Annotated in this window: 22 protein-coding genes and 1 tRNA gene; 20 read left to right on the top strand and 3 right to left on the bottom strand. The window is 67.3% G+C overall.

Translation table 11 applies throughout. The features are described 5' to 3' along the window. The first annotated feature begins 54 nt into the window (after window positions 1-54). The 17 genes from NOV65_RS11425 (at window position 55) to NOV65_RS11345 (ending at window position 18,738) form a co-directional block, all read left to right on the top strand. Window positions 55-462: a BrxA/BrxB family bacilliredoxin gene (locus NOV65_RS11425; protein WP_306672121.1), complete on the top strand. Its 408-nt coding sequence runs from the start codon at window positions 55-57 to the stop codon at window positions 460-462. Window positions 463-505: 43 nt separating this feature from the next. Further along, the gene (locus NOV65_RS11420; protein WP_257306584.1) at window positions 506-1,624 is read left to right on the top strand and encodes a CaiB/BaiF CoA transferase family protein; all 1,119 of its coding nucleotides are present in this window, start codon (window positions 506-508) and stop codon (window positions 1,622-1,624) included. Continuing rightward, a complete protein-coding gene (locus NOV65_RS11415; protein ID WP_257306583.1) occupies window positions 1,624-2,028 on the top strand; it encodes a DUF721 domain-containing protein in 405 nt (134 codons plus the stop codon). Before NOV65_RS11420 ends, NOV65_RS11415 begins: the two co-directional genes overlap by 1 nt. A gap of 48 nt (window positions 2,029-2,076) precedes the next feature. Beyond that, window positions 2,077-2,153: transfer RNA gene (locus tag NOV65_RS11410), tRNA-Pro, on the top strand. Window positions 2,154-2,512: 359 nt separating this feature from the next. Further along, the gene (gene cutA, locus NOV65_RS11405; protein ID WP_257306582.1) at window positions 2,513-2,839 is read left to right on the top strand and encodes a divalent-cation tolerance protein CutA; all 327 of its coding nucleotides are present in this window, start codon (window positions 2,513-2,515) and stop codon (window positions 2,837-2,839) included. Window positions 2,840-2,871: 32 nt separating this feature from the next. Beyond that, entirely contained in the window at window positions 2,872-3,852 is a 981-nt protein-coding gene (gene glpX, locus NOV65_RS11400) for a class II fructose-bisphosphatase (protein ID WP_257306581.1), read from the top strand. Window positions 3,853-3,866: 14 nt separating this feature from the next. Further along, on the top strand, window positions 3,867-4,328 hold the full coding sequence (locus NOV65_RS11395) for a DUF4442 domain-containing protein (RefSeq protein WP_257306580.1): 462 nt from the start codon (window positions 3,867-3,869) through the stop codon (window positions 4,326-4,328). Between the two features lie 32 nt (window positions 4,329-4,360). Next, complete coding sequence (locus NOV65_RS11390; protein ID WP_257306579.1) at window positions 4,361-6,385, top strand: M13 family metallopeptidase; 2,025 nt, start codon at window positions 4,361-4,363, stop codon at window positions 6,383-6,385. A 50-nt stretch (window positions 6,386-6,435) separates the two neighbouring features. Then, window positions 6,436-8,442 (top strand): M13 family metallopeptidase, encoded by a 2,007-nt coding sequence (locus tag NOV65_RS11385; RefSeq protein ID WP_257306578.1) that lies wholly within the window; start codon window positions 6,436-6,438, stop codon window positions 8,440-8,442. 9 nt (window positions 8,443-8,451) lie between these two features. Further along, window positions 8,452-9,075 carry an outer membrane protein gene (locus NOV65_RS11380; protein ID WP_257306577.1) on the top strand — a complete coding sequence of 208 codons (624 nt, stop codon included), beginning with the start codon at window positions 8,452-8,454 and terminating at the stop codon, window positions 9,073-9,075. A gap of 24 nt (window positions 9,076-9,099) precedes the next feature. Then, entirely contained in the window at window positions 9,100-10,749 is a 1,650-nt protein-coding gene (locus NOV65_RS11375) for a dipeptidase (RefSeq protein WP_257306576.1), read from the top strand. A 15-nt stretch (window positions 10,750-10,764) separates the two neighbouring features. Then, on the top strand, window positions 10,765-12,078 hold the full coding sequence (locus NOV65_RS11370) for a sensor histidine kinase (protein WP_257306575.1): 1,314 nt from the start codon (window positions 10,765-10,767) through the stop codon (window positions 12,076-12,078). Beyond that, window positions 12,063-13,442 (top strand): sigma-54-dependent transcriptional regulator, encoded by a 1,380-nt coding sequence (locus tag NOV65_RS11365; RefSeq protein WP_257306574.1) that lies wholly within the window; start codon window positions 12,063-12,065, stop codon window positions 13,440-13,442. The genes NOV65_RS11370 and NOV65_RS11365 overlap by 16 nt, the downstream gene beginning before the upstream one ends. 152 nt (window positions 13,443-13,594) lie before the next feature. Then, window positions 13,595-14,221 carry a rubrerythrin family protein gene (locus NOV65_RS11360; RefSeq protein ID WP_257306573.1) on the top strand — a complete coding sequence of 209 codons (627 nt, stop codon included), beginning with the start codon at window positions 13,595-13,597 and terminating at the stop codon, window positions 14,219-14,221. A 10-nt stretch (window positions 14,222-14,231) separates the two neighbouring features. Further along, window positions 14,232-14,786 carry a DUF2231 domain-containing protein gene (locus NOV65_RS11355; protein ID WP_257306572.1) on the top strand — a complete coding sequence of 185 codons (555 nt, stop codon included), beginning with the start codon at window positions 14,232-14,234 and terminating at the stop codon, window positions 14,784-14,786. Window positions 14,787-14,896: 110 nt separating this feature from the next. Further along, window positions 14,897-16,675 carry a M1 family metallopeptidase gene (locus NOV65_RS11350; protein WP_257306571.1) on the top strand — a complete coding sequence of 593 codons (1,779 nt, stop codon included), beginning with the start codon at window positions 14,897-14,899 and terminating at the stop codon, window positions 16,673-16,675. Window positions 16,676-16,692: 17 nt separating this feature from the next. Further along, complete coding sequence (locus NOV65_RS11345; RefSeq protein WP_257306570.1) at window positions 16,693-18,738, top strand: OPT family oligopeptide transporter; 2,046 nt, start codon at window positions 16,693-16,695, stop codon at window positions 18,736-18,738. A gap of 134 nt (window positions 18,739-18,872) precedes the next feature. Here the strand turns inward: NOV65_RS11345 and NOV65_RS11340 are convergent, their stop codons facing one another. The 3 genes from NOV65_RS11340 to NOV65_RS11330 all read right to left on the bottom strand — a co-directional run bounded on the left by NOV65_RS11340 (window position 18,873) and on the right by NOV65_RS11330 (window position 22,077). Further along, window positions 18,873-19,649 (bottom strand): inositol monophosphatase family protein, encoded by a 777-nt coding sequence (locus NOV65_RS11340; RefSeq protein ID WP_257306569.1) that lies wholly within the window; start codon window positions 19,647-19,649, stop codon window positions 18,873-18,875. A 272-nt stretch (window positions 19,650-19,921) separates the two neighbouring features. Then, window positions 19,922-21,412, bottom strand: coding sequence for an SDR family oxidoreductase (locus tag NOV65_RS11335; RefSeq protein WP_257306568.1), 1,491 nt, complete (start codon window positions 21,410-21,412; stop codon window positions 19,922-19,924). Continuing rightward, the gene (locus NOV65_RS11330) at window positions 21,409-22,077 is read right to left on the bottom strand and encodes an adenine nucleotide alpha hydrolase (RefSeq protein ID WP_257306567.1); all 669 of its coding nucleotides are present in this window, start codon (window positions 22,075-22,077) and stop codon (window positions 21,409-21,411) included. The genes NOV65_RS11335 and NOV65_RS11330 overlap by 4 nt, the downstream gene beginning before the upstream one ends. A 60-nt stretch (window positions 22,078-22,137) precedes the next feature. On the opposite strand from NOV65_RS11330, the gene NOV65_RS11325 reads away from it, so the two are divergent. The 3 genes from NOV65_RS11325 to NOV65_RS11315 all read left to right on the top strand — a co-directional run bounded on the left by NOV65_RS11325 (window position 22,138) and on the right by NOV65_RS11315 (window position 25,911). After that, complete coding sequence (locus tag NOV65_RS11325; protein ID WP_257306566.1) at window positions 22,138-22,683, top strand: NifU family protein; 546 nt, start codon at window positions 22,138-22,140, stop codon at window positions 22,681-22,683. A gap of 72 nt (window positions 22,684-22,755) precedes the next feature. Further along, a complete protein-coding gene (locus tag NOV65_RS11320) occupies window positions 22,756-23,757 on the top strand; it encodes a GAF domain-containing protein (protein WP_257306565.1) in 1,002 nt (333 codons plus the stop codon). Between the two features lie 186 nt (window positions 23,758-23,943). Next, a complete protein-coding gene (locus NOV65_RS11315) occupies window positions 23,944-25,911 on the top strand; it encodes an alpha-ketoacid dehydrogenase subunit alpha/beta (protein WP_425250857.1) in 1,968 nt (655 codons plus the stop codon). Window positions 25,912-26,013: the final 102 nt, after the last annotated feature.

The raw sequence follows: 26,013 nt of genomic DNA, 5'->3' as shown, positions 1-26,013 counted from the left end.
AATCGGTAAACTTTAAGGCCCGAGGAGGAAGTCGTGTCGAACTATCCCGAATACATGGTCGCCCCGATGCGTGAGGAACTGGTCCGGGAAGGCTTCCAACAGCTCCTGACCCCCGGCCAGGTGGATGAAGCGCTTCAGCGCCCAGGCACCACCCTGCTGGTGGTGAACAGCGTCTGCGGCTGCGCTGCGGCGGGTGCCCGGCCTGGTGTCACCGAAGCTCTGCGGTCCCAGGGCCTGCGTTTCGACAATCTGGTTACGGTCTTCGCGGGTATGGAGAAGGAGGCCACCGCCCAGGCGCGGGAGTACTTCGAGGGCGCCATGCCCACCAGCCCCCAGGCCGCCATCTTCAAGGACGGCCAGCTGGTCCACCTCATGCAGCGCCAGGATTTCCTGGCCCACACTCCCGAGGAGATCGCCACCACACTGACCACGGCCTACCGCCGGACCGTGGCCGCCAGCTGATCCCCCGCGGGCACATGAAGTAGGCTGGGTGGCGGAGAACCCGATGCCCAAGCCCTTGTCCCACTTCAGGATCGTGGATCTGTCCTGCGTACTCGCAGGCCCATTTTCGACCCAGCTGCTGGCGGACTTCGGCGCCGAGGTGCAGAAACTGGAACCCCCGGAGGGGGACCCCACCCGCGGCTGGGGCCCCCCCTTCGAGGATGGCGACAGCGGGGAGAGCGCCTACTTCCGCTGTGCCAACCGGGGCAAACGGAGCGGCACCATCGATCTGCACACCGAGGAAGGCAGGGCCGGCCTCTTCGACCTGCTGAAGGACGCGGATGTGCTGGTGGAGAATTTCCGCGCCGATTCCGCGGATCGCCTGGGTCTGGGCTGGAAGCGCCTCCACGCGAAGTTCCCCAAGCTCATCCTGGCCTCCGTGCGCGGCTTCGCCTCAGATGTCACGGCCTCCCGCCGGGCCGGCTACGACTTCATCATCCAGGCAGAAAGTGGCTGGATGGCCATCACCGGGGAACCTGAAGGCCGCCCCATGAAGGTGGGCGTGGCCCTGGTCGACGTATTGGCCGGGCTCTACTGCGCCAATGGCATCCAAGCCGCCCTGCTCCACCGCGAGCGCACCGGCGAGGCCATCCATATCGAGGTCCCCCTCATGGAGGCTGCCCTGGCGGGGCTGGTGAACGTCGCCGCCGGGTCCCTCATGACCGGCAAGGCTCCGCAACGCTGGGGCAATGCCCATGCCCAGATCGTGCCCTACCAGTCGTTCCGCTGCACCGATGGCGATGTGGCCATCGCCGTGGGCAGCGACCGGCAGTTCGAGGTGCTGGCCATGTGGCTGGGCCTGGATCTGGAGAAGCGTCCCGAATGGCGGAAGAACCGGGGCCGCGTGAAGGACCGAGAGGAGCTCGTGGCGCTCATCGAGGCGCGCACCCTCGCCAGCACCGTCGGGGAGGTGCTCGCCTTCTGCGAACCCAACGCCATTCCCGCCAGCCGCGTGCGGAGCGTGGACGAGGTGCTGTTCCGCCATGGCGGCGAGCTCCACAACCTGCTCCAGCCCTTGTTCGAACCCGGGACCAATGCCATGGTCCCCACCCTCGCCACCCCCATTTTGCTTAATGGCGAACGGGCCTGCGCCCCCCTGTCCCCGCCCCGCTGGAAGCCCTGATGACCAACCGCCGTCGCATGCCGCGCCTGGTGCCCCTGGGGGCTCGCCAGCCCGATCAGAAGGCCCTGGCCCGCCTCCGCCAGGCCTGGTCCTTCGTCGTCGGACCCGCCTTGGCCGACCGCACCCGCCCTCTGCGCGTAGAGCGGAACGTGCTCGTGATGGGCTGCTGGGAACTGACCCGCATCGGTCCCCTCCGCGAGGCCGCCACCGCCGTGTGGCCCCAGATCCGCGACCGCATCCAGCGCGCCCTGGGTCTCGGCCTGACCGGCCTCCAGATCGTGCCCTGCGACCCACCCGAGGAAAAGCCGGTCCAACCCGAGGACCCCGATCCCCTCCGCCGCGCCCTGCGCCTCCTTGAAGCCCGCCGCAAAGAGCGCATCCGCCTCGGCCTCGAGCAGGAATAGAGCCAGACTGGACGCCCCCGACCGTTTCCAGTAAAGTCAAACCTTCGTCGGGGCGTGGCTCAGCCTGGTAGAGCGCTCGGTTCGGGACCGAGAGGTCGGAGGTTCGAATCCTCTCGCCCCGACCAGATAGTCAAAGGGGGGTGCCCGCAGGCACCCCCCTTTGACTATCTGGATGAAACGAAAAAATGATTCGAACCTCCGAGTGGGATCGTGGAGGCGCGACTAGATGTCGCGCCGGAGCGAGACCGGCGGCTGGCGCAGCCAGACGCAGTTCGAATCCCGACCGGGTGGGCCAAAACCCTAGAAGGGTAAGCGACCGACCTCCGAGTGGGATTTAGGAGACAGAGCTGGGCACAGCCAGTGCGCGCCCGCGGTCAGACCACCCAAATGCCCCAGACAGGCCACCTGGCCTTTCGTGATCCGCCTTGGCCCCGCTCCCAAGCTACAATGACCGGTTCCGCCCGCCGGGCGGGGAGCCCACCCGATGAGCGACGCCTGCACCATCATGACCACCTGTGGCAGCGAGGAGACAGCCCTGACCATCGCCGCCGCCCTGGTGGATCAGGCCTATGCCGCCTGCGTGAACATCGTCCCCAGCATCAAGAGCTATTACTACTTCAAAGGCGAGACCCACCTGGATGAAGAGGTGATGCTCATCATCAAGACCACCCGGGAACTCTTCCCCCAGGTGTCGGAAGTGATTTCTGACCTGCATACCTACGAAGTCCCGGAGATTCTGATGTTTCCCGTGGAGGCCGGGTCCGAGGGCTTCCTCGAGTGGATTCACCAGAGCGTGAACCGACTCGCCTGACCTTGCCTCGACCAGCCTCCCCGGGAGCCCCCATGGAACAGACCCTGTCCCTCGAATTCCTGCGTGTGGTGGAACAGGCCGCCATCGCCTGTTCCTCCTCCATCGGCCATGGCCGGCGCAAGCACAGCGACAAGCTGGCGGTGGAGGCCATGCGCCACGCCATGGAGACTGTCCGCATGGACGGCACCATCGTCATCGGCGAAGGTGAGCGGGACGAGGCGCCGATGCTCTACATCGGCGAGAAGGTGGGGATGGGGGCAGATCTGGATGGTGACCACCCGGCCGTGGACATCGCGGTGGATCCCCTCGAAGGCACCAACCTCTGCGCTACCGGCGCCCCCAACGCCATCGCGGTGTTGGCGGCCACGGAGAAGGGCGGCCTGCTGCACGCCCCGGATCTCTACATGGAGAAGCTGGTGGTGGGCCCCGCGGCCAAGGGCAAGGTGAGCCTCGACGCCCCCGTGCAGGAGAACCTCGACATCATCGCCAAGTCCCTGGATCGCAAGGTCGAGGAGATCACCGTCACCGTCCTCGACCGGGAGCGCCACGCCCAGCTCATCGCCGACATCCGCAAGGCCGGCGCCCGCATCCAGCTCATCGGTGACGGCGATCTCAGCGCCGCCATCAGCGCCGCCGTCAGCGGCACGGGCATCCACGCGGTCATGGGTACCGGCGGGGCTCCCGAGGGCGTGCTGTCCGCCGCCGCCCTGAAGTGCCTCAACGGCGAGATCCAGGGCCGCCTCAAGGTGGACACCAACACCGCCAGCCGGGAGAAGGCCGAGGCCATGGGCGTGGATTTCAACCGCATCTACTTCACCGATGACCTCTGCCCCGGCAAGCAGATCGTCTTCGCCGCCTGCGGCGTGACCCAAGGCAACCTCCTGAAGGGGGTGTTGCACTTCGGCCATGGCGTCCGGACTTCCAGCCTCATCCTCACCTACGGCGCGCGCCAGGTCCGCTTCATCGACACCGTGCACATGAAGGAAGGCGAGAAGGTCACGGTCCGGTTCTAGCTGCCTCGAATCCCTTGCGCGAATCCTTCCGCACCCGCCTCTACCGCTGGGCGTTCAACGTCTGGCCCTGCTTCCGGGGCACGGGCGCCCGGGTGACCTTCATCGCCTCCGACTGGTCCGAGGTCCGCGTGCGCCTGCCCCTCTCCTGGCGGACCCGGAACTACGTGGGCACCATCTTCGGCGGCAGCCTCTACGCCGCGGTCGATCCCTTCTACATGCTCATGCTGATCCACCGGCTGGGGCCCGAGTACGTCGTATGGGACAAGGCCGCCTCCATCCGCTTCCGCAAGCCGGGCCGCGGCACCCTCTTCGCCACCTTCCGGGTGGATGAGGCCGAGGTGGCCGAGATCCGCCGCCTGCTCGAGGAACAGCCCAAGGTGGACCGCACCTACCCGGTCGAGTTGCGCGACGACCAGGGCGTCGTGCATTCGGAAGTGCAGAAAGTGATCCACATATCCCTTCGCGCACCTTCCTGATAGGCTTTTACCCTCATCTTACGAGGTTGTTCATGGCGTCCCCCCTCCGAGCCTCTCTCTACCTCTGCCTGGGCCTGGCAGCCTTCTCCCTCGTCGCCCAGTCCAAGCTCGGCGTCGACCCCGCCAACCTCGACACCACCGTGAAGCCCTGCGACGACTTCTACCGGTTCGCCAACGGCGGCTGGCTCAAGTCCCACAGCCTCCCCGCGGACAAGTCCCGCTATGGCGCCATGGAGGAACTGAGCGAGCGGAACCGGGCCATCCTCCAGAAGATCCTGAACGAGACCAGCGCGAAGACCGCCTGGGCCAAGGGCAGCGTCCAGCAGAAGGTGGGCGACTTCTACGCCTCCGGCATGAACGAGGGCGCCATCGAGAGGCGCGGCCTGGCGCCCATGAAGCCCATCTTCGCCACCATCGACGGCCTCAAGGACACGAAACAGCTCCCGGCTCTGCTGGCCAAGCTGCACGCCCAGGGCCTGCCCGGCGGCTTCGGCTTCTTCGTGCGCCAGGACGCCAAGGCCTCCACCCAGTACCTGGGCTACCTGGGCCAGGGAGGCACGGGCCTGCCCGACCGCGACTACTACCTGAAGGACGACGCCCGCAGCCGGGACATCCGCGCCAAGTACGAGGCCCACATCGCCAGGATGCTGGAACTGGCCGGCGACGCCCCTGCTCTCGCCCGGGTCCGCGCCAAGGTGGTGCTGGACCTGGAAACCCGCCTGGCCCAAGCCCAGTGGACCCGCGTGGAGCTGCGGAACCCCCAGAAGACCTACAACAAGCGGACCCTCGACCAGATGGTGGCCGAGGCCTCCGGGTTCGACTGGAAGGGCTATTTCGCGGCCCGCGGCGTCAAGCTCGCCGACCTGAACCTCAGCCAGCCCTCCTTCTTCCAGGCCTTCGGCAAGCTGGCCTCCGAGGTGCCCGCCCCCCAGTGGCGCACCTACCTGCGCTGGCATGCCCTCAGCGCCACCGCCAACCTGCTGCCCAAGGCTTTTGGCGAAGAAGCCTTCGCCTTCCACGGCAAGGTGCTGAACGGCACCCCCGAGCGGGAGCCCCACGCCAAGCGCATCGAGGCCATGACGGACGGCACCCTGGGCGAGGCCCTGGGCCAGCTCTACGTGAAGGTGGCCTTCCCCCCCGAAGCCAAGAAGAAGGTTCTCGAGCTGGTGGAGAACCTCCGCGTGGCCCTGCGGGAGCGCATCACGAACCTGGACTGGATGAGCCCCGAGACCAAGCAGCAGGCCCTCACGAAGCTCAATGCCTTCGGGGTGAAGATCGGCTATCCCGACAAGTGGAAGACCTATGCCTTCGACATCAAGCGGGATGACTACTTCGGCAACGTGCGCCGGGCGGCCGCCTTCCGCATCCAGGAAAACCTGGCGAAGCTGGGTAAACCCATCGACCGCACGGAGTGGGGCATGACGCCGCCCACCGTGAATGCCTATTACAGCCCCACCATGAACGAGATCGTGTTCCCGGCCGGCATCCTCCAGCCGCCCTTCTTCGACGCGAAGGCGGATGACGCCGTGAACTACGGGGCCCTGGGCTTTGTCATCGGCCACGAGATGACCCATGGCTTCGACGACAGCGGCAGCCAGTTCGACGCGGAAGGCAACCTCAAGAACTGGTGGACCGAGGCGGACAAGCAGGCCTACCAGTCGCGCACGGACCTGGTGGTGAAGCAGTACGACGCCTACGAACCCCTCAAGGGCGAACACGTGAACGGCAAGCTCACCCTCGGCGAGAACATCGCCGACATCGGCGGCCTGAAGATCGCCTTCGCCGCCTACCAGAACAGCCTGAAGGGCAAGCCCGTTCCCGTCCCCATCGACGGGTTCACCGGGCCCCAGCGCTTCTTCCTGGGTGCCGCGGCGGTGTGGCGCAACCACATCCGCGAGGCCGCGCTCTCCGTGCGCCTCAAGACCGATCCCCACAGCCCCGGCCGGGAGCGTGTGATCGGCCCCCTGTCCAACCTGCCGGAGTTCTACGACGCCTTCGGCTGCACCGACGGCCAGCCCATGAAGCGGGACGTCAAGGTGCGGCCGGCCATCTGGTAGCCCCTGCTCCGGAAGGTTGCGCCTTCCGGAGATCGATAAAAGGAAATGGTGTGAACACTCGATCCGCACTTCTCGCCCTGGCGCTGATGGCACCGCTATCTGCCCAGCTGCCTTACAAGGGCTTCAATCCCGCGAACCTCGATTCCACCGTGAAGCCCTGCCAGGACTTCTTCCAGTACGCCGTGGGTGGTTGGGCGAAACGCACGGCCATCCCCGCCGAATACGAGCGCTACGGCGTGGACCAGGAAATCGACACCCGGACCCACCAGATCCTGCGGGAGATCATGGAAGCCGCGGCAGCCGCCAAGGCCGCTCCGGGTTCCGAAACGCGGAAGGTCGGGGACTTCTACGCCAGCGGCATGGACGAGGCGGGCATCGAGGCCGCGGGGCTCAAGCCCTTGGCTCCGCTGTTCGCGCGCATCGACGGGGTGACGAATGCGATCACCCTGGTGGCCGCGCTGGCGGATCTGCACCGGCAGGGCGCATCTGCGGGTTTCTATTTCGGCGTCGAGCAGGACGACAAGGAGAGCAGCCGTTATTCCATGGTGTTGGCCCAGGGCGGCCTCGGCCTGCCGGATCGGGACTACTACCTGAAAGACGACCCCAAGTCGAAGGAGCTCCTCGCCAGCTACCGGGCCCATGTCGCGAAAATGATGACCATGGCCGGCTTCCAGGCCGGAGACGCCGACCGCATCCTGGCCCTGGAGACGCGTCTCGCCAGAGCGAGCATGACCCGGGTGGAGCAGCGGGACCCCAACGCCATCTACCACGCCATGACGCCCGGGCAGCTCCAGTCCGCCGCGCCGGGCTTCCCCGTGGAGCTCTACCTGAAGGCCCAGGGCGTGATTGCGCCGGACCGGTTCGTGGTGCGGCAGCCCCTCTTCATGGCCGAGCTTGGGCGGATGATGCGGGAGGTGCCAGCGGAGGAGTGGCGCGTCTACCTGCGCTGGACGCTCCTCCACGAAGCGGCCCCAGCCCTGCCCAAGGCCTTCGAGCAGGAGGATTTCACCTTCTTCGGGACGAAGCTCCAGGGCACCACCGCCCAGCACCCCCGCTGGAAGCGCGTGATGTTCGCCGCAGATCGCGGCCTGGGGGAGACCCTGGGCAAGCTCTATGTCCAACGCGCCTTCCCGGCCAGCAGCAAGGCCAAGGTACTGGCGATGGTGGAGAACCTGCGCACGGCCCTGGGAGCCCGCATCGACGGCCTCGAATGGATGAGCGCTCCCACCAAGGCGAGGGCTCGGCAGAAGCTGGCCGCCATGCGCGTGAAAATCGGCTATCCCGATGTCTGGCGCGACTACGCCAGGCTGGAAGTCAAGCGCCAGCCCTACGTCCTCAACTACCTCGAGACGCACCGCTTCGAGTTCCAGCGGCGCCTGGCGAAGCTCGGCCGACCCATCGACCGCAACGAATGGAGCATGACGCCCCAGACCAACAACGCCTACTACAGCCCCACCATGAACGAGATCGTGTTCCCGGCGGGCATCCTCCAGCCGCCCTACTTCGACGCCACGGCCGACGATGCCGTCAACTACGGGAACATCGGCGCCACCATCGGCCATGAAATGACCCACGGCTTCGATGACGAGGGCCGCCAGTACGACGCCGATGGCAATCTGAAGAGCTGGTGGACGCCCGAAGACGAGAAGGCCTACAACACCCGCGCCGAGCTGGTGGTGAAGCAGTTCGACGCCTTCGAGCCCCTGCCCGGTCTCCATCTCAACGGGAAGCTCACGCTGGGCGAGAACATCGCCGATCTGGGCGGCCTCAAGATCGCCTGGGATGCCTGGCAGCTGAGCCAGAAGGGCAAAGCCCCGGTCGGAAAAATCGGGGGCTTCACTCCGGGGCAGCGCTTCTTCCTGGGCTACGCCGAGACCTGGCGCACCCTCACCCGCGAGGAGGCCATCCGCCTCCGAGCCGTCACCGATCCCCACAGCCCCGCCAAATTCCGTGTCAACGGGCCCCTGGCCAATCTTCCCGAGTTCTACGAAGCCTTCGGCTGCAAGGATGGAGATCCCATGAAGCGGCCGGAGAAGGTCCGGCCGGCCATCTGGTAGCCTTCCCACATGAGATTCCCAGCCCTTCCACTCCTGCTTGTCACCGCGGCCCTGGCCCTCCCTGCCCAGGAGAACCCGGGGGGCAACCGCTTCGGCATCGGACTCGCCGTGATCCAGCCCACCAGCGAGTGGGGCTCGTACTTCGACCCCGGATTCCAGGCCGGCATCCAGGTCCACTTCAACCGGGAGAGCCGCTTCCTCAGCCGACTCCGGATCGACTACCTGCGGGCGGATTCCTCCGGATCGATCCAGCGGGGCCTCACCACCGCCTGGAACGGCAGCACCTGGGTCACCGTACCGAACCTGGTGCGCAGCCGCATGGAGGCCTATACCGTCGCCTATGAATGGATGCCCCACCTGGAGGACCATAGCCGGAGCGGGCTCTTCGGCATCCTCGGCGTGGGCGGGACCCTCTGGAACGAAACCCGGCGAGGCGCTGAACCAGGCACGGGGACCGACACCGACACGGAATGGAGCCTGACCTTCTCCGCGGGGGCCGGATGGCGGTTCAATCCCCATGCCACCCTGGAACTCCGCTATGTCCACGGTGACATGTCGTCCTTCTGGGGCCATCGCGTCGACTACGGCCCGACCCGCGCCCTCGTTTCACTCGGCACCAGCCTTCGCTTCTGACCCACCCTCATTTCAAGGATCTCCATGCGTCTCCGCCCCATCGTCCTACTCGCCACCCTCCTGACCGCCGGCGCGGCCCTGGAGGCCTGCACCAACCTGTTGATCACCAAGGGCGCGAGCAAGGACGGCTCGACCATGATCACCTACGCCGCCGACAGCCACACCCTCTACGGCGAGCTCTATTTCAAGCCCGGCGCGAAGCACAGCCCAGGCGAAGTCCGCGTGATCCGGGAGTGGGACAGCGGCTTCACCTTCGACACGGGCAAGGTGCTGGGCAGCATTCCTGAAGCCCCCGTGACCTACACCCGTGTCGGCAACATGAACGAGCACCAGGTCACCATCGCCGAGACCACCTTCGGCGGGCGGAAGGAGCTGCAGGTGCCCAGCGGCATCGTGGACTACGGCAGCCTCATCTACATCGGCCTGGAACGCGCCAAGACCGCCCGCGAGGCCATCCAGGTCATGACCAGTCTGGCCGAGACCTATGGCTACGCCTCAGAGGGCGAGAGCTTCTCCATCGCCGACCCCAACGAAGTCTGGATCCTCGAGATGATCGGCAAGGGCAAGGGCCAGAAGGGGGCCCTGTGGGTCGCCTACAAGCTGCCCGACGGCACCATCAGCGCCCATGCCAACCAGGCCCGCATCCGCCAGTTCCCCCTGAATGATCCCAACGCCGCCCTCTACAGCAAGGACCTCATCCCCTTCGCCCGGGAGAAGGGCTACTTCAAGGGCGAGGACAAGGATTTCAGCTTCGCCGACACCTACGCGCCCCTGAGCTTCGGCGCCCTGCGCGCCTGCGAGGCCCGCGTGTGGAGCCTGTTCCGCCGCGCCGCGCCCAGCCTGAACCTCTCCATCGACTACGTGAAGGCGGTGAAGGGCGCCAAACCCATGCCGCTCTTCATCAAGCCGGACCAGAAGCTGGATGTGCATGACGCCATGCAGCTCATGCGCGACCACTTCGAAGGCACCGAGTTCGACATGACCAAGGACGTGGGCGCCGGGCCCTACAAGCTGCCCTACCGCTGGCGTCCCATGACCTGGAAGGTGGATGGCCAGGAGTACCTCCACGAGCGCGCCATCAGCACGCAGCAGACCGGCTTCTCCTTCGTGAGCCAGGCCCGCGGCTGGATGCCCGGCCCCGTGGGCGGCATCCTCTGGTTCGGCGTGGACGACACCTACACCACGGTCTACCAGCCCATCTCCTGCGGCATCACCGCTCCCCCCAAGGCCTTCGCCATCGGCACGGGCAACTTCGACGCCTTCAGCTGGGACAGCGCCTTCTGGACCTTCAACTTCGTGAGCAACTACACCTACACCCGCTGGAGCGACATGATCGTGGATGTCCAGAAGGTGCAGCGCGAATTCGAAGGCCGCTATCTGACCGAGCAGGCGGACGTGGACCGCAAGGCCCTGGACCTCTACAAGCAGGACCCCGCCCAGGCTCAGGCCTACCTCACTCAGCGCGCCGCCAACCAGTCCGAGGAGCTCATGGGCCGGTGGAAGAAGCTGGGCGAATCCCTCATCTGGAAATACCTCGACGGCAACGTGCGCAACGGGAAGGGCGAGGTCACCCATCCCAAGGCCCCCGAGGACTGGCTGCGCTGCATCGTCCAGGATCACGGCGATGTCATCAAGATGAAGAAGGTGGAAGGACTGGCGCCGGACGAGGAATAGGGCTCAAATCAACGCATGGGGAAAGACACCTCCCATTTCGCCACGGGCATCTGGGGATCTCCACCTCCTCTGAAACTCGCCGCCTTCCGCAGGCAGAACAGCATCCTCATCCTGCTCAGCCTGGGGGTGCTGCTCTGCCTGCTTGGCATCCACCTGGTCTTCCGCCCCCTCCTCGGGTCCCTGCCCTTCGCCATCGCACTGGCGCTCTGCCTTCGGTTCCTGCTCCTCCTCGGCGAGCTCTGGCTCATGTCCGGTCGGGAGTGGCTGCGGCCAGGCACCTTCGCGCGAGTTTCGGTGGCCGTGCATCTCCTGTTCGCGGTCATCCTCGCGAGGATCAACTCTGGGCAGGAGAGCCACTATGTGGTCCTGCTCGTCATCCCGGTCCTGGCCTCGGCGTTTTGGTTATCCCTGGCCGGTTTGGCAGCCACGGTGCTGGTGGCCAGCGGCCTCACCATCTTCCAAGTTTGGACTCCCGCGGGGTCCACGCCAGCGGGGGCGCTCGTCGAATACTTCGAGGCCACCACCGTGGCGCTCATCTTCCTTCTGTTCGCCATCATCGTCCGCCTGCTCGTGGTCCAGCAGTGGCACCAGGAAGCCGAAGTGCGCGCCGGCATGGCCGAGCTGGCCCGGACCCGGGACCGCCTGGTCCAGGAGGAGAAGCTGGCGGCGATCGGCCGGCTGTCCGGGGCCATCGCCCATGAGATCCGCAACCCAGTCGCCATGATCCGCACGGCGCTCACGGCGACCAGCCGCCCCGACGCCTCGCCGGAGAACCGGGATGAATTCTTCTCGATCCTGGCCCAGGAATCCCTGCGCCTGGAGCGGCTCACGGAGGATTTCCTGGCATATGCCCGGCAGCGGCCGCCTGAGCGAAGGAGCGTGGAGATCGCCACGGCCCTCGGTTCGGCCGCTGGGCTGGCCAGGGCCAGGGCCGAGGAGGCGGGGCTGCAACTGGAGGTCGCTCCCTCCGAAGACCGGTTGGCCAATCTGGACCCGTTCCAGGTCCAGCAGGCCCTGCTCAACCTGCTCCTCAATGCCATCGACGCCACGCCCCGCGGGCGCCGGATCCGCATGGGCGTCCGGCAGGAGGCGGAATGCTCGGTCTTCTTCGTGGAAAACGAAGGCGATGCGATCCCTCCTGCCGTGGCCGCCCGGCTGGGAGAGCCCTTCTTCACCACCAAGCCGCGGGGAACCGGGCTCGGCCTGGCGATCGCCCGTTCCATGGCACGTGGACATGGGGGGGATCTGCTCCTGGAGGAGAACCGGGTGGGCTGCGTCCGTTTCGGCCTGCGGATCCCTGAGGAGGACGCCCCATGGGCACCATCCTGATCGTGGACGACGAGGCCAACCTGCGCCGACTCCTGCGGATGGTGCTGCAGGAAGCAGGGCACCGGGTGGTGGAGGCGGCGTCGGTTGCCGAGGCCAGGCAGCGCCTGGAGGACGAGGCACCGGACCTGGTGATCACCGACCAGAAGCTCGGCGATGGCGAGGGCCTCGACGTCATGGCGGCCGCCTGGCAGGGAGAGGACGCCGTCCCCATCGTCTTCCTCACGGCCTACGCCACCGTCGAACTGGCCGTGGCGGCCATGCGTCAAGGGGCCTTCGACGTGGTGCAGAAACCCTTCGATCCCGAGGGGATCAAAGCCGCCGTGCACCGGGCGCTTGAGCATGGTGGGCTCCTGAAGGAGAACCGCCGCCTGCGTCGGCAGGCGGGCCACCCGGAAGGGCTCCGCGGCCTGCTGGGCCTCAGCGCCCCCATGACCCAGCTCCGGGACACCCTCCAGCGTGTAGCCCCCACCCAGGCGACGGCGCTGATCACCGGTGAGACGGGGACGGGCAAAGAACTCGTGGCGCGGGCGCTCCATGCGCTGAGCCCGCGGGCCCCGAAACCCTTCGTCGCCGTGAACTGCGCCGCGATGCCCGAAACGCTCCTCGAGAGCGAACTCTTTGGCCATGAGCGGGGGGCCTTCACCGGGGCCGACCGGGCCCGCGAGGGGCTCTTCGAGGCTGCCCACGGCGGGACTCTGTTCCTGGACGAGGCCGGGGAGATGCCGTCTTCTCTCCAGGCCAAGCTGCTCCGGGTGATGATGGACGGGATGGTCCAGCGCGTGGGCAGCCGGACCCCCCGCCATGTGGATGTCCGGTTGATCGCGGCCACCCACCGCGATCTGCCGGCGCGGGTGCGGGAGGGCTTGTTCCGCGAGGACCTTTACTTCCGCCTCGCCGTGGTGCCCATCCGGGTCCCTCCCTTGCGCGAGCACATGGAGGATCTCCCGGATTTGTGCACCCACTTCCTCAGCCATGCGATCCGGGACATGGGCCTGCCGCGCCGTTCCCTGACCACCGGGGCCCTGGCCCGGCTGCAGGCCTATCCGTTCCCCGGCAACATCCGGGAACTCCGGAACCTCATCGAGCGGGCCTGCATTCTGGCGAAGGGCCCCGACATCGGGGCGGAGGATTTCCCCCTCGAGTCCAGTCTGGGCGCGGCGAACCCGCCCGACCTCGAGACCTTCGCGGGGGGGCTCCCCCTGCCGACGGACATGCCGGCGCTGGTTTCAGCCCTGGAGGAACAGCTGGTCGACCGGGCCCTTCACGAAAGCCGGGGTGTGCAGGCCGAAGCCGCCCGGCGCTTGGGCATCTCGCGGAGCGATCTGCACTACCGGCTGAAGCGCCGCAGCGTTCAAGAATCCTGACAATCGTTCGAAGATTGGTACGGGTACCGGGGTAGATCCTCGTGGGCATCGGTACGTAAATCTTGGAATTTCGAAGCATCCAGGCCTCTGGGACTTCTGGCACGCGCCCTGCACAATCCGGTCCGGGCCGTGCCCCACACCGGAGGACCTCCATGATCCGATTCCGATCCGCTTTTCTTAGCCCCCTGGCCTTGGGCGCCACCCTCCTGTCGGCCGCCGGCCCCGCCAACCCCACTCCCCAGACCGGCACCTTGAACGACCTGCAGGCGGCCTACAACGGCGAGTCCAATGCCCGTGCCACCTACCTGGCCTACGCGACGAAGGCCCAGAAGGAGGGCTACGCCAAGGCCGCTGCGCTCTTCCGGGCTGCCGCGAAGGCCGAGGAGATCCACGCCGCCAACCACGCCCAGGTGATCAAGACTCTGGGTGCCGAACCGAAGGCCGACATCAAAGCACCCGAGGTCAAGTCCACCCGCGAGAACCTCCAGGCCGCCATCAAGGGGGAGACCTACGAACGGGATGTGATGTACCCGGGATTCCTCACCCAGGCCCGCAAGGAGGGCAAGGTGGACGCCATCCGAACCTTCAACTACGCCAAGACAGCGGAGGCGGAGCACGCCCGGCTCTACCAGGAGGCCCTTAACAACCTGGATGGCTGGAAGACCCAGAACGCCAGCTTCTATGTCTGCCCGGTCTGCGGGTACACGAGCACCACCCGCCCGCAGGAGAAGTGCCCGTCCTCCTTCACCGCGAGCGCCCGTTTCCTCACCATCGGCTGAGGTGGTCACCATGCCTCCCTTGCCCACCTGGACCAGCCTCCATCCCCTGATCATCCATTTCCCGATCGCACTGCTCTACGTCGCCCCCCTCTTCATCCTGGCGGCGATCTTCTGGCGCCGGGCCCGGGAGGGCTGGTCCCTGGCGGCGCTGGTCTTGATGGGGCTCGGGACCCTCAGCCTGTTCCTGGCCGTGGCCACGGGGGAGGCCGCCGGCCGGCTTGCGGAACGCACGCCGCAGATCACCGCCGCCCTGGAGCGCCACGAGTCCCTGGCGGAGACTGGGCAGGTCGTGTTCAGTTTCCTCACCCTGGCCTTCGCGATCCTGGTGCTCGTCCCTCTCGTGCTCAAGTGGGAGCCCAGGGCCTGGCTCCGGCAGACCGTGTCGGTGGTGTTCCTGTTCGCCTACCTCGTCGGCCTGGGCCAACTCACCCGAGTGGCCCACGAAGGAGGGCGGCTCGTCCACGAATTCGGCGTCCATTCGATCGTGACCGCCACGGGCCCGGATGCGACGACGCCGAGCCCGGAAGCACCCCGGGAGGAGCCCCACGAGCGTGACGATCACTGAATCGTCCACCGCCACCTTTTTCTTACAGAGGCCCCGCTCGCGGGGCCTCCTAGTTGTGACGCTTGCCAATCGGGGCCCCGTGGGATGATGGCGGGTCTCCCGAGGTCCCCATGCACCGCCCTGATCCGCATTCCTACTACGATGCTGCCCAGCCCAAGGCCCGGCGCCTGCGTCTGAAGCTGGGGGTGGACTTCGCCGCCAAGCGCATCGACGGGGAGGTGGTGCTGGAGTTCGGCGAGGCGGTGTCGGGTCCGCTGGACCTGGATACCAAGGGCCTCGAGATCCGCGCCGTGCAGGTACCCGGCCACGGCCCCATCGCCTGGGTGCTGGGGGAGGTGGACGCGATCCTGGGCCAGCGTCTGCGGCTGGAGGTGCCCGCGGGCACCCGGGAAGTGGCCATCACCTACCGGACGGGCGCGGACGCCATGGCCCTCCAGTGGCTGGATCCCGAGCAGACCGAGGGCAAGGTCGCGCCCTACCTGTTCAGCCAGTGCCAGCAGATCCACGCCCGCACCATGGTGCCCTGCCAGGACACGCCCATCGCACGCATCGCCTACCAGGCGGAGGTGACGGTGCCCGAGGGCCTCACCGCCGTGATGTCCGCTGGGCCCACGGGGAATGAAGCCACCGGCGACGGCCGCCACAGCTTCCGTTTCACGATGCCCCAACCCATCCCCTCCTACCTCCTGGCCCTGGCCGTGGGACGACTGGAATCTCGCGATCTCAGCCCCCGGGCCCGGGTGTGGGCCGAGCCGGAAACGGTGGCCGCGGCCGCCTGGGAGTTCGAGGGTGTGGAGGCCATGATCCTGAAGGCCGAGGGGCTCTTCGGGCCCTACCCCTGGGACCGCTACGACATGCTGGTGCTGCCGCCCTCCTTCCCCTACGGCGGGATGGAGAACCCCCGCATGACCTTCCTCACGCCCACGCTGCTGGCGGGGGACCGCAGCCTGGTGGACGTGGTGGCCCATGAGCTGGCCCACAGCTGGACCGGCAACCTCGTCACCAACGCCAGCATGGAGCACTTCTGGCTGAACGAGGGCTTCACCGTCTGGGCCGAGCGCAAGATCCTCCGCACCCTCCACGGCGACGACGCTGCCGCCCTGGGCTGGGCCATGGGTCAGAAGGCCCTGGAGGACAGCCTCGAGCGGTTCAAGAACGAACCCCACCTCACCGTTCTGCGCCTGCATCTCGAAGGCATCGATCCCGACGATGCCTTCTCCAGCATCCCCTACGAGAAGGGCGCCCGCATGGTGGCGGCCTTGGAACATCAGGTGGGCGAGGCGGACTTCCAGCGCTTCCTCCGCGACTACATGGACGCCTTCCGCTTCACCTCCATCACCACCGAGCAGTTCTGCGCCTTCGTGGACCAGAAGCTGCCCGGCGCCCTGGCGGCCGTGAACGCCAAGGCCTACCTGGACGAACCCGGGATCCCGGCCACCGCGCCCCAGTTCCGCAGCGCCCAACTGGACAACCTCACGGCCCTGGCGGAAAGCTGGGCTGCGGGCGGGCGGCCCGCCCCCCAGCAGATCGTCGCCTGGACACCCGCGGAACTGCAGGTCTACCTCCAGAAGCTGCCACGTCAGCTCTCCGTGGCCGACTGCGCCTGGCTGGATGAGCATTTCCAGCTCATGGGCCGGGGCAACCACGAAATCCTGGTGGAGTGGCTCACGCTGGCCGCCGCCGCCGACTACGAACCCGCCTTCCCCCGCATCCGCGAGGTGCTGATCCGGGTGGGCCGCATGAAGTACCTGCGGCCGCTCTACGGCGCCCTGGGCCAGCATCCCCGCACCCGCGCCCTGGCCCGCGAGATCTTCGCCGCCGCCAGCCCCGGCTACCACGGCCTGTCGCGCCGCGTGGTGGCGTCCGTTCTCGAAGCCTATCCCGCCTAGCCGGCCAGGAGTCAGCGATGTCCCACGGATCTGAACCCCAGGAGATCAAGGGCCTGCCCTTGAATGCGCGACGGCCGCTGAACCCCGGTGAAGCCTACGTGCCCCTCGTTCCCCAGGACGGGGTGCCGGAAACCACCCCCCGCGCCATCACCATGGGCCTCATCTTCTGCGCCATCTTCAGCATGGCCGCCGCCTACCTCGCATTGAAGCTGGGCCAGGGCATCGAGGCCGCCATCCCCATCGCCATCCTCGCCGTGGGCCTCAGCCGCTTCTTCCCCCGCAAGAACACGATTCTCGAGAACGTCATCGTCCAGAGCATCGGCGCCAACAGCAGCCACGTGGTGAGCGGCGCCGCCTTCACCATCCCCGCCCTCTACATCCTGGCCCAGACGCCCGGCAGCGGCGTGCCCACACCCACGCTGTGGCAGGTGGTGCTGGTGAGCTTCCTGGGCGGCTGCATCGGCATCCTGTTCGTGGTGCCCCTGCGCCATCACTTCATGGTGGAAAACCACGGCATCTTTCCCTGGCCCGAAGCCACCGCCACGGCCGAGATCCTGGTGACGGGTGAGAAGGCGGGCAATCAGGCCAAGGAGCTGGCCGTGGCCGCCGGCATCGGCGCCGCCTACGACGGCATCACCTCGATCTTCCGCGGCATGGGCGAATACCTCCGCCTGGAGCACGTCTGGGTGGGCCGGGCCCTGCGCGACAAGTTCATGTCCTTCAATTTCCTGAACAGCGCGGCCACGCTCGGCATCGGCTACATCATCGGCCTGCGCTACTCCGCCGTCATCGCCGCGGGCTCCTTCTTCAGCATGTTCGTGCTGGTGCCCCTCTTCCACGCCATCGGCCAGCATGTGCCGGTGATCGTGCCGCCGGGCGCCAAGCTCATCGCGGACATGACGCCGGAGCAGGTCTTCTTCGCCTACGTGCGCATCATCGGCGTGGGCGCCATCGCGGGCGCGGGCGTCATGGGCGTGCTGGCCTCCATGCCCAACATGATCCGCAGCATCATCAGCAACATGAAGGCCCTCATGAACCGCGATGCGGCCGCCGAATCCCCCAAGGTGGCCGTCCGCACGGAGCGCAGCCTAGCCGGCTCCATGATCGCCGTGGGTCTCGTCACCAGCATGGTGGGCACGATGGCCTTCCTCAGCTTCGGTCTCGGCATCCAGCAGGCCCTGATGCCCGCTCTGGTCGCCACGGTCGTGGTCATGATCATTTCCTTCTTCTTCGCCCCCGTGGCGGCCCGCGCCATCGCCACCATCGGCACCAACCCCATCAGCGGCATGACCATGCTGACGCTCGTCATCACGGGCGTGCTCATGCTCAAGCTGAACTTCACCGGCGGCTACGGCATGTTCCTCACCATGATGGTGGGTGGCATCGTGTGCACGGCCCTGGCGGCCTCCGGCGCCTTCAGCACCGACCTCAAGATCGGCCACTGGATCGGCTCGACCCCCGCCCGGCAGATCGGCTGGAAGTTCGTGGGCACCTTCGTGGCGGCGCTCTTCACCGGCATCGCCATGTGGCTCATGGCCAAGCAGCTGAACCTGGACGGCACCATGGCCCTGGGCACCTCCATCCCTGCGCCCCAGGCCAGCGCCATGAAGGCCATCCTCGAAGGCATCTTCGGCACCGTGTCCATGCCCCTGCGCTGGTATGCCTTCGGCCTCGGCGTCATGCTCTCCCTCGTGCTGCGCATGGTGGAGCTGCCCGCCCTGGGTTTCGCCCTGGGCATGTACCTGCCCATCGAGCTGAACACGCCCCTCTTCCTGGGCGGCATCCTGGCGCACCTGGTGAACCGGGCCAAGCCCGGCACCAGCGAAGCCGACGCCAAGGCCCGGGAGAACCGCGGCGTCCTCATCGCCAGCGGCCTCATGGCCGGCGGCGCCATCATGGGCGTGGTGGCCAGCTTCGTGAAGCTCAAGTGGACCGAGGGTTTCCCCATCCTCTCGGTACACCAAGCCGAAGGCGCCCTGGGCGAATGGCTGGGTCTCGCAGCCCTGGTGGCGCTCTGCCTCTACGTCGTCGTCTACAGCCGGCGGGCCAAGGGCGAGGCGTAGTCGTCCACCAGACAAAAGGAATCTGATAAGCGGAGGAGAGCAGAGAGGCTAAGGAAAGCGGAGAAAAGATTTCTGGATTTCTTTTCCTCCGCTCTCCTCCGCACTTCAAATTCCGTTCATTCGTTCAGGTCTTTTCAAGCCTTCAGGCATTCGAGCAGCTCCGGCTGCACACCCCGGGTTCCCGTCACCAGGCTTCCGCTCTGGAACCACCCCTGGCCGCCCTCCCAGTCGGTGATGACGCCGCCGGCTTCCTGCACCAGGAGGGCGCCGGCGGCGATGTCCCAGGGCTTTAGACCCAGCTCGAAGTAGCCGTCGAAGATGCCGCAGGCGACATGGGCCAGGTCCAGGGCGGCGCTGCCGGCGCGGCGGATGCCCTTGGCCCTCGGAAACACTCGGCCCAGGGCGGCGTTGAAGGCCGGCCAGCGCTCGCCCAGCTGGAAGGCGAAGCCCGTGGCCAGGAAGGCGCCATCCAGGCCTGCCTGCTGCGATACGTGCATGGGCTTGCCGTTCCAGGTGGCGCCCATGCCCCGCACGGCCAGGAAGCAGTCCTCCCGCAGGGGATCCAGCACGCAGCCCACCACGGGGCCCTCGGCGTCCCACAGGGCCACGGACACGCACCAGTGGGGGAAGCCCTGGACGAAGTTCAGGGTGCCGTCCAGGGGATCGACAATCCAGCGGCGCTCGGTGTCTCCGGAAGCGCCACCCTCTTCACCCACAAAACCGTACTGCGGGAAGCGGAAGTCCAGTTCCGCCTGAATGGCCGCTTCGGCGGCGCGATCGGCATCGCTCACGAAGTCGTTCTTGGTCTTCTCGGTGATGGCGGCCAGATCGAGCTTGCGGAAATACCCGAAGAGCACCTTCCCGCCGGCCTGGGCTGCGGCCAGGCAGGCATCCCGTTGTGCGTCATACATGTCAGGCTCCCGGAGAGGTCATAGCAAGGCCCCACGGGGCCGCGCGAGAGGCGCCGGGCGAGCGAGGCGAGGAATGCGAGGAGACGCGTAGCAGGTACTACGCGCGACGAGCATGACGCTGCATGGAGACGCCCGCCGTCCCTCGCCCGTGGGGATGAACCCAGGCAGGCGCCCCGCGGCGTCAGGGCCCTTGAACAACGAGCCACGTTGCCCTGCGGGCCCTTCCTTGCGGTGCATCCTGCCTGGGTTCATCGCGGCTCCGTCGGGCCATGTTATGACCTCTCAGATTCTGCCATGGCCGCCTCGGCCCGCTTCTTCAGCGCCCGGATCATGCCGGGAAAGACAAAGAGGTGGAAGGGGAGCATCGAGTACCAGTAGATCAGGCCGAGCACCCCGTGGGGCTCGAAGAAGGCCATCTGTTCCAGGCGCGAGCCCTCCCCTTCCGGCCGCACCGTGAACTGGAGCCAGGCATGGCCGTCCAGTTTCATCTCGGACCGGAGCCGGAGGAGGCGGTCCTCCTCCAGGGCCTCCACCCGCCAGAAGTCCACGGGATCGCCCACCCGGAGCTGCCGTGGATGTCGTCGGCCCCGGCGCATGCCCATGCCCCGGAAAGCCCGGTCCAGGAGGCCCCGGATCTGCCACAGCCAGTTGCCGGCGGGCCAGCCGTTCTCCCCGCCCAGGGCGCAGAAGGTGTCGAATACCACCGACGGCGGGGCCTTGACGTGCCGGTGGTGGCGCTCCAGGAACATGCCCTCGTGGGAGCCGAGGACCTGCTCCTCCTGCTCGCTGGAGAGGCTCGTGGCCCAGGTGGTCTCCACCGCATCCTCATCCAGGCGCTCCAGGGCCAAGGCCAGAGCCTCCCTGTAGGCCATGGGCCGCACCCGGAAGACCTCCAGGGCCCGGGGATCCCGGACCACCACCTCCGTGGTCATCCCTTCGATCAGGGGCTTCACGAGCTCCAGCGGGATCGGGGTGACCAGATCCACCCACAGCGCTGAGAGGATCGGCAGCGGCACCCGCATGGGGACGATGAGGCGGCGCAGGCCCCGGGCCTCGGCGTAGCCCAGCATCATCCGCCGGTAGTCGAGGACGTCCCGGCCTCCGATCTCGAAGATGCCCGACACGTCCGGGTGCTCCAGGGCCTCGGTGAGGTAGCCCAGCACGTTGCGCACGCCGATGGGCTGGCAGCGGGTATTGACCCAGCGCGGGGTGATCATGATGGGCAGGCGCTCCGTCAGGTGGCGGATCATCTCGAAGCTGGCGCTGCCACTGCCCACGATGACGGCCGCCCGGAACTCCAGCACCGGCACGCCCGTGGAGCCTAGGGCAGCCCCCACCTCCTGTCGGCTGGCCAGGTGCTCGCTGCGCTGGCGGGCGGGATCCCCCAGGCCGCCCAGGTAGATGATCCGCTGCACGCCAGCCTTGGCGCAGGCCGCCGCGAAGATCAGGGCGTGGCCCAGATCCCGGTCGCGGAAATCAGGCCGATCCTCCCCCATGGCGTGGACCAGGTAGTAGGCCTGGGACACGCCCTTCAGGGCCACCTCCAGCGAGGCTGGATCGCCCACGTCCCCCTTCACCGCCTCCACCCCCACCCAGGGACGGCCGGCCAGCCGGTCGGGGTTGCGGGCGAGGCAACGGATTCGCTGGCCCGCGGCGAGCAGGCGGGGCACCAGGCGCCCCCCGATGTAGCCCGTGGCGCCCGTCACAAGGATGAGCGGCCTGCCGGGATCCATCAGGCTCGCCCCCGTGGCCTGCGGCGTCATGCGGGCACCAGATCGGCGAAGACGAACCCGTCCCGTTCCACGACTTCGCCCCGCCGGATCAGCACCGGATGGCGGAACATGGGGCCATCCCAGGCGAAGGTGTGGAATTCCCCCCGCTCGCCGCAGGGATCCACCGAGGCGGGCAGGTCCGCCAGCAAGGGGGCGTCGAAGTCGCGCCCGGCAAAGGAGGCATCCAGGGTTCGGGGATCCACGCAGGTGAGGGTGGCCCTCAGGCCGGCGGCCACCATGTCCTGGGCCAGGGCGGCCGTGCCCAGGCCCCAGATGGGGAAGAGGGGCCTCAGGCCCGTGCCCGCCAGTTTCTGGATGCGGTAGTCCCTCACCTCCTCCAGGAAGAGATCGCCGAAGGCCATGACCTCGATCCCCTCGGATACGGCCTGGGCGCAGGCTTGGGCCATGAGGGCTTCGTAGGCCTCGTTCGGGCAGGGCCAAGGGAGGGGCACCGTCCGGAGGGGCAGCCCGGCGGCTTCGGCCTGGGTCTCCAGCAGGGACTCCCGCACTCCATGCATGGCCACCCGGTCGAAGGCGGCGTTCGTGGTGGTGAGCAGGCCCACCACGTCCACCTCGGCCCTCTGCCGGAGGACGTGGAGGGCCCAGGCGGCGTCCTTGCCGCTGGACCAGCTCAGGAGAGCCTTGGGTCGGATCATGCCCAAAGGATACGGCTCGAAAATCCTGACGAATTTGGTAAACTTTGTTGGGAGCCGTCCATGCCCAAGGTCATCAACATCGAGCCCACCCCCAATCCAGACGCCCTGAAGTTCCTGGTGCATCCGGCGATCCTCAAGGCCGGCTCCCGGTCCTTCAAGGATTTCGGTGCGGCCGTGGGCGATCCGTTGGGCTCGGCCCTCTTCGCCCTGGGCAAGGTGACCTCCGTGTTCTACATGGACCGCTTCGTGACGGTGAACAAGGAACCCTCGGCCGAGTGGACCGACCTCATCGACCCCATCTGCGAATCCATCGAGGATCTGAAGCTGCCGGAGAACGACACGGGCGATGCGGCAGGACTGACGCCCGGCGGCGACGCCGATGCCACCCTGGAGCGCATCAACCAGCTGCTGGACAGCCGCATCCGCCCCGGCCTGGCCGGTGATGGCGGCGGGTTGGAAGTCATCTCCTTCGACGGGCAGACCCTCCAAATCAGCTACCACGGCGCCTGCGGCTCCTGCCCCTCCTCCACCAGCGGCACCTTGCGCTACATCGAGGGGCTGCTCCAGGAGGAGATCAGTCCCAGCATCCGGGTGGTGAGCTGGTAGACCGGCTTTGTACCTCCGCCCTTGCGCTGTGGGAAAAGTCCGGCACCCTAGGGTTACCTTCTGGAGACATGTGTGAGCCCTGGGAAGGCGGTCAAGCGTCGCAGTGCCAAGGGAAACCATCTCGCCGCGCTGGCGGATCTGCTCAATGCCAGCCGGACGGACCCGGCGCGCCTCTTCGAACATGGGCTCGCCCTGCTGGTGGACCGCCTGGGCGTGGACCGGGCTCTGCTCACCCGCATAACGGGGCTGGGCTACGAGGTCTTCTGGTGGGCCGTGGCGGACGGCGCCAACATGAACGGCGTGTTCGAGGCCCCCGAAAAAGGGTTCTGCCCCTGGGTCATGGCCCATCCGGACCGCCCGCTCACCATCCGCGACGCCTCCCTGGAACCGCGCTGGCGGAAGAGCGATGGCTATCTGGAACTCGGCATCCGGGCCTACTCCGGCGTGGCCCTGAAGGAAGGCGAGAACGTGGTGGGGACGCTGTGCGTGCAGCACCACGGCCCCAAGCCCTTCGACCGCAGCGAGACCGAACTGATCCGCGCCATGGGCCATCTCATGGCTCGCACCCTGGAATCCGAGAGCATGAAGCAGGAGCTGCACGGGGCCCTGGATGCGCTGGAGCTCAGTGGCGCCATCGTGGAGGACAGCGCCCTGCAGAGCGCCCGCTCCGGCCTGCCCAACCGCCGCTACCTCGACATCTGGCTCCGGGCCTCGCTGTTCATGGCCCGGCGGCGCAAGGAGCCTATCGCCTTGGCGCTCTGGTCCCAGCCCCTGGTCACGGGCACGCGGGGCCGCCTGGCCGCGGCCGCGGCCCGGCTGCGCGGCGAGGATCTGCTCATCGAGCTGTCGGCGGATCAGTACCTGCTGATCATGCCGCACACCAGCGAGGAGGGTGCGGAAGTCCTGATCACGCGGCTTCGCGGGATCCTTGGAGAGCACCCCACCGGCGCCACACTGTGGTTTCCGGGAGAGGACGACATGACCTTGAAGTCAGCTTTGACGCGCGCCGCCAAAGCCTTCACAGAGGCCAATCGAGAGGGCGCAGCGCTGATCTGGACCCATCACCGGGGCTGATCCGCGGCCTGCGCGCTGGCCCGTCAGACAGGTCCATGGGATGATGAAAGGCTCTGGTACAGCCGGTGGAAGCTGGCTTCGTGGAGGTGGATGTTGGAAACTCCGACCCTGGTGAAAGCGGCCCTGAACGCGCTGGATGGTGGATCCGCCCCCAGCCATGAGGAGCTCTGCCACTGGTATGAACTGATGCAGCTCGGACGCCTGTTGGATGACAAGGCCCCGAACTACCTGAAGCAGGCCATCGGCTGGTCGTATCACGCGCCCTGCGCGGGCCACGACGGCATCCAGCTGGCCGCGGGCCTGGCTTTCCGCGCCGGCCAGGATTTCCTGTTCCCGTACTACCGCGACATGATGACCTGCCTCGCCGCCGGCCTCACGCCCGAGGAGATCATCCTCAACGGCATCTCCAAGGCCACGGATGTCGCCAGCGGCGGCCGCCACATGAGCAACCACTTCGCGAAGCCGTCCATCGGCATCCAGAACGTGTCCAGCCTCACGGGCAACCACACCCAGCACGCCGTGGGCCTGGCCCGCGCCGTCAAGTACTACGGCCGCGACAGCGTAGTGTTCTGCAGCCAGGGCGAATCCTCACTGTCCGAAGGCTACTGCTCCGAGAGCATCAACGGCGCCGACCGCGAGCAGCTGCCCGTGGTCTTCATCGTCCAGGACAACGGCTACGGCATCTCCGTGCCCAAGCATGACCAGAGCGCCAATGACCAGATCTGCGACAACTTCAGCGGCTACTCGAACCTGAAGATCATCAAGTGCGATGGGCTCGACCTCCTGGATTCCATGCGCGCCATGGCGGAAGCCATCGCCTACATCCGCACCGGCAATGGCCCGGCCATGGTCTACGCCATGTGCGTGCGCATCGGCAGCCACTCGAACTCGGACCGCCACGAGCTCTACCGGGACGATGCCGAGCGGGCCGCGGCGAAGGCGAAGGACCCCCTGCCCCGGTTCCGCGCCTACTGCCTGGCGCACGGGCTGAGCGAGGATGAACTCAAGGCCATCGAGACGGAGAACCAGGCCCGCTACCTGGCCGCCCACGACAAAGCCATGGCCGCCCCGAGCCCCGATCCCGCCACCATCCATGACTTCGTCATCCCCGAGGGCTGGATCTCCGCGCAGTATCCGGACGGCACGCACCAGGCCGAGGGCACGCCCGTCAGCGTGATCACGGCTCTGAACCAAACCCTGAGAGAGGAGTTCCGGCTCAACCCCGACACCTTCATCTGGGGCCAGGACATGGCCAACAAGGAGAAGGGCGGCATCTTCAACGTCTCGAAGGGCCTGCAGCAGGAGTTCGGTGAGAAGCGCGTCTTCAACGCCCCCATCGCCGAGGACTTCATCGTCGGCACCGCCAACGGCTTCTCCCGCCTCGACGACAAGATCCGCGTGGTGGTGGAGGGCGCCGAGTTCGCCGACTACATCTGGCCCGCCGCCGAGCAGATCGTGGAATGCAGCCACGACTACTGGCGCAGCAACGGCCAGTTCTCGCCCAATGTCACCATCCGCCTGGCCTCCGGCGGCTACATCGGCGGCGGCCTCTACCACTCGCAGAACGTCGAAGGCTGGCTCACCACCCTGCCCGGCATCCGCGTGGTGGTGCCCGCCTTCGCGGATGACGCCGCGGGCCTTCTGCGCACGGCCCTGCGCAGTCGCGGGACCACCCTCTACCTCGAACCGAAGTTCCTCTACAACGCGAAGATGGCCCAGACCGCGGTACCGCCGGACTTCGCCGTGCCCTTCGGCAAGGCCCGCGTCCGCCGCGAGGGCACGGATCTCACCATCCTCGCCTACGGCACGCCGGTGCACTTCGCCCTCGAGGCCGCCGCCAAGCTGGAGAAGGAAGGCAAGTCCGCCGAGGTGATCGACCTCCGCAGCCTCAGCCCCCTGGACACGCCCGCCATCCTGAAGTCCGTGAAGAAGACCCACCGCGTGCTCATCGCCCACGAGGACAAGGTCTTCGGCGGCTTCGGCGGCGAGCTGGCGGCCATCTGCGCCTCCGAGTGCTTCGTCTGGCTGGATGCGCCGGTAGAGCGCGTGGGCTCCGAGTTCACACCCGTGGGCTTCAACCGCATCCTCGAGCGCGCCGTCCTCCCCAACGCCGACAAGGTGCTGGCCGCCGCGCGCAAGGTCCTCGCCTTCTAGGAAGCAGTAACCGCGAAAAACGCGAAGCCCTGCGGGCACGCGAAAAGCATCCAAGGCATGGGCCTTTGCCCTTTCTTTCTTTTGCGCCCATTCGCGTCTTTC

The sequence above is a fragment of the Geothrix campi genome, from assembly GCF_024609265.1.
Classification (GTDB): domain Bacteria; phylum Acidobacteriota; class Holophagae; order Holophagales; family Holophagaceae; genus Geothrix; species Geothrix campi.
Note: the sequence above shows the minus strand (reverse complement) of the source record. Positions and strands in the feature narration are given on the sequence as shown.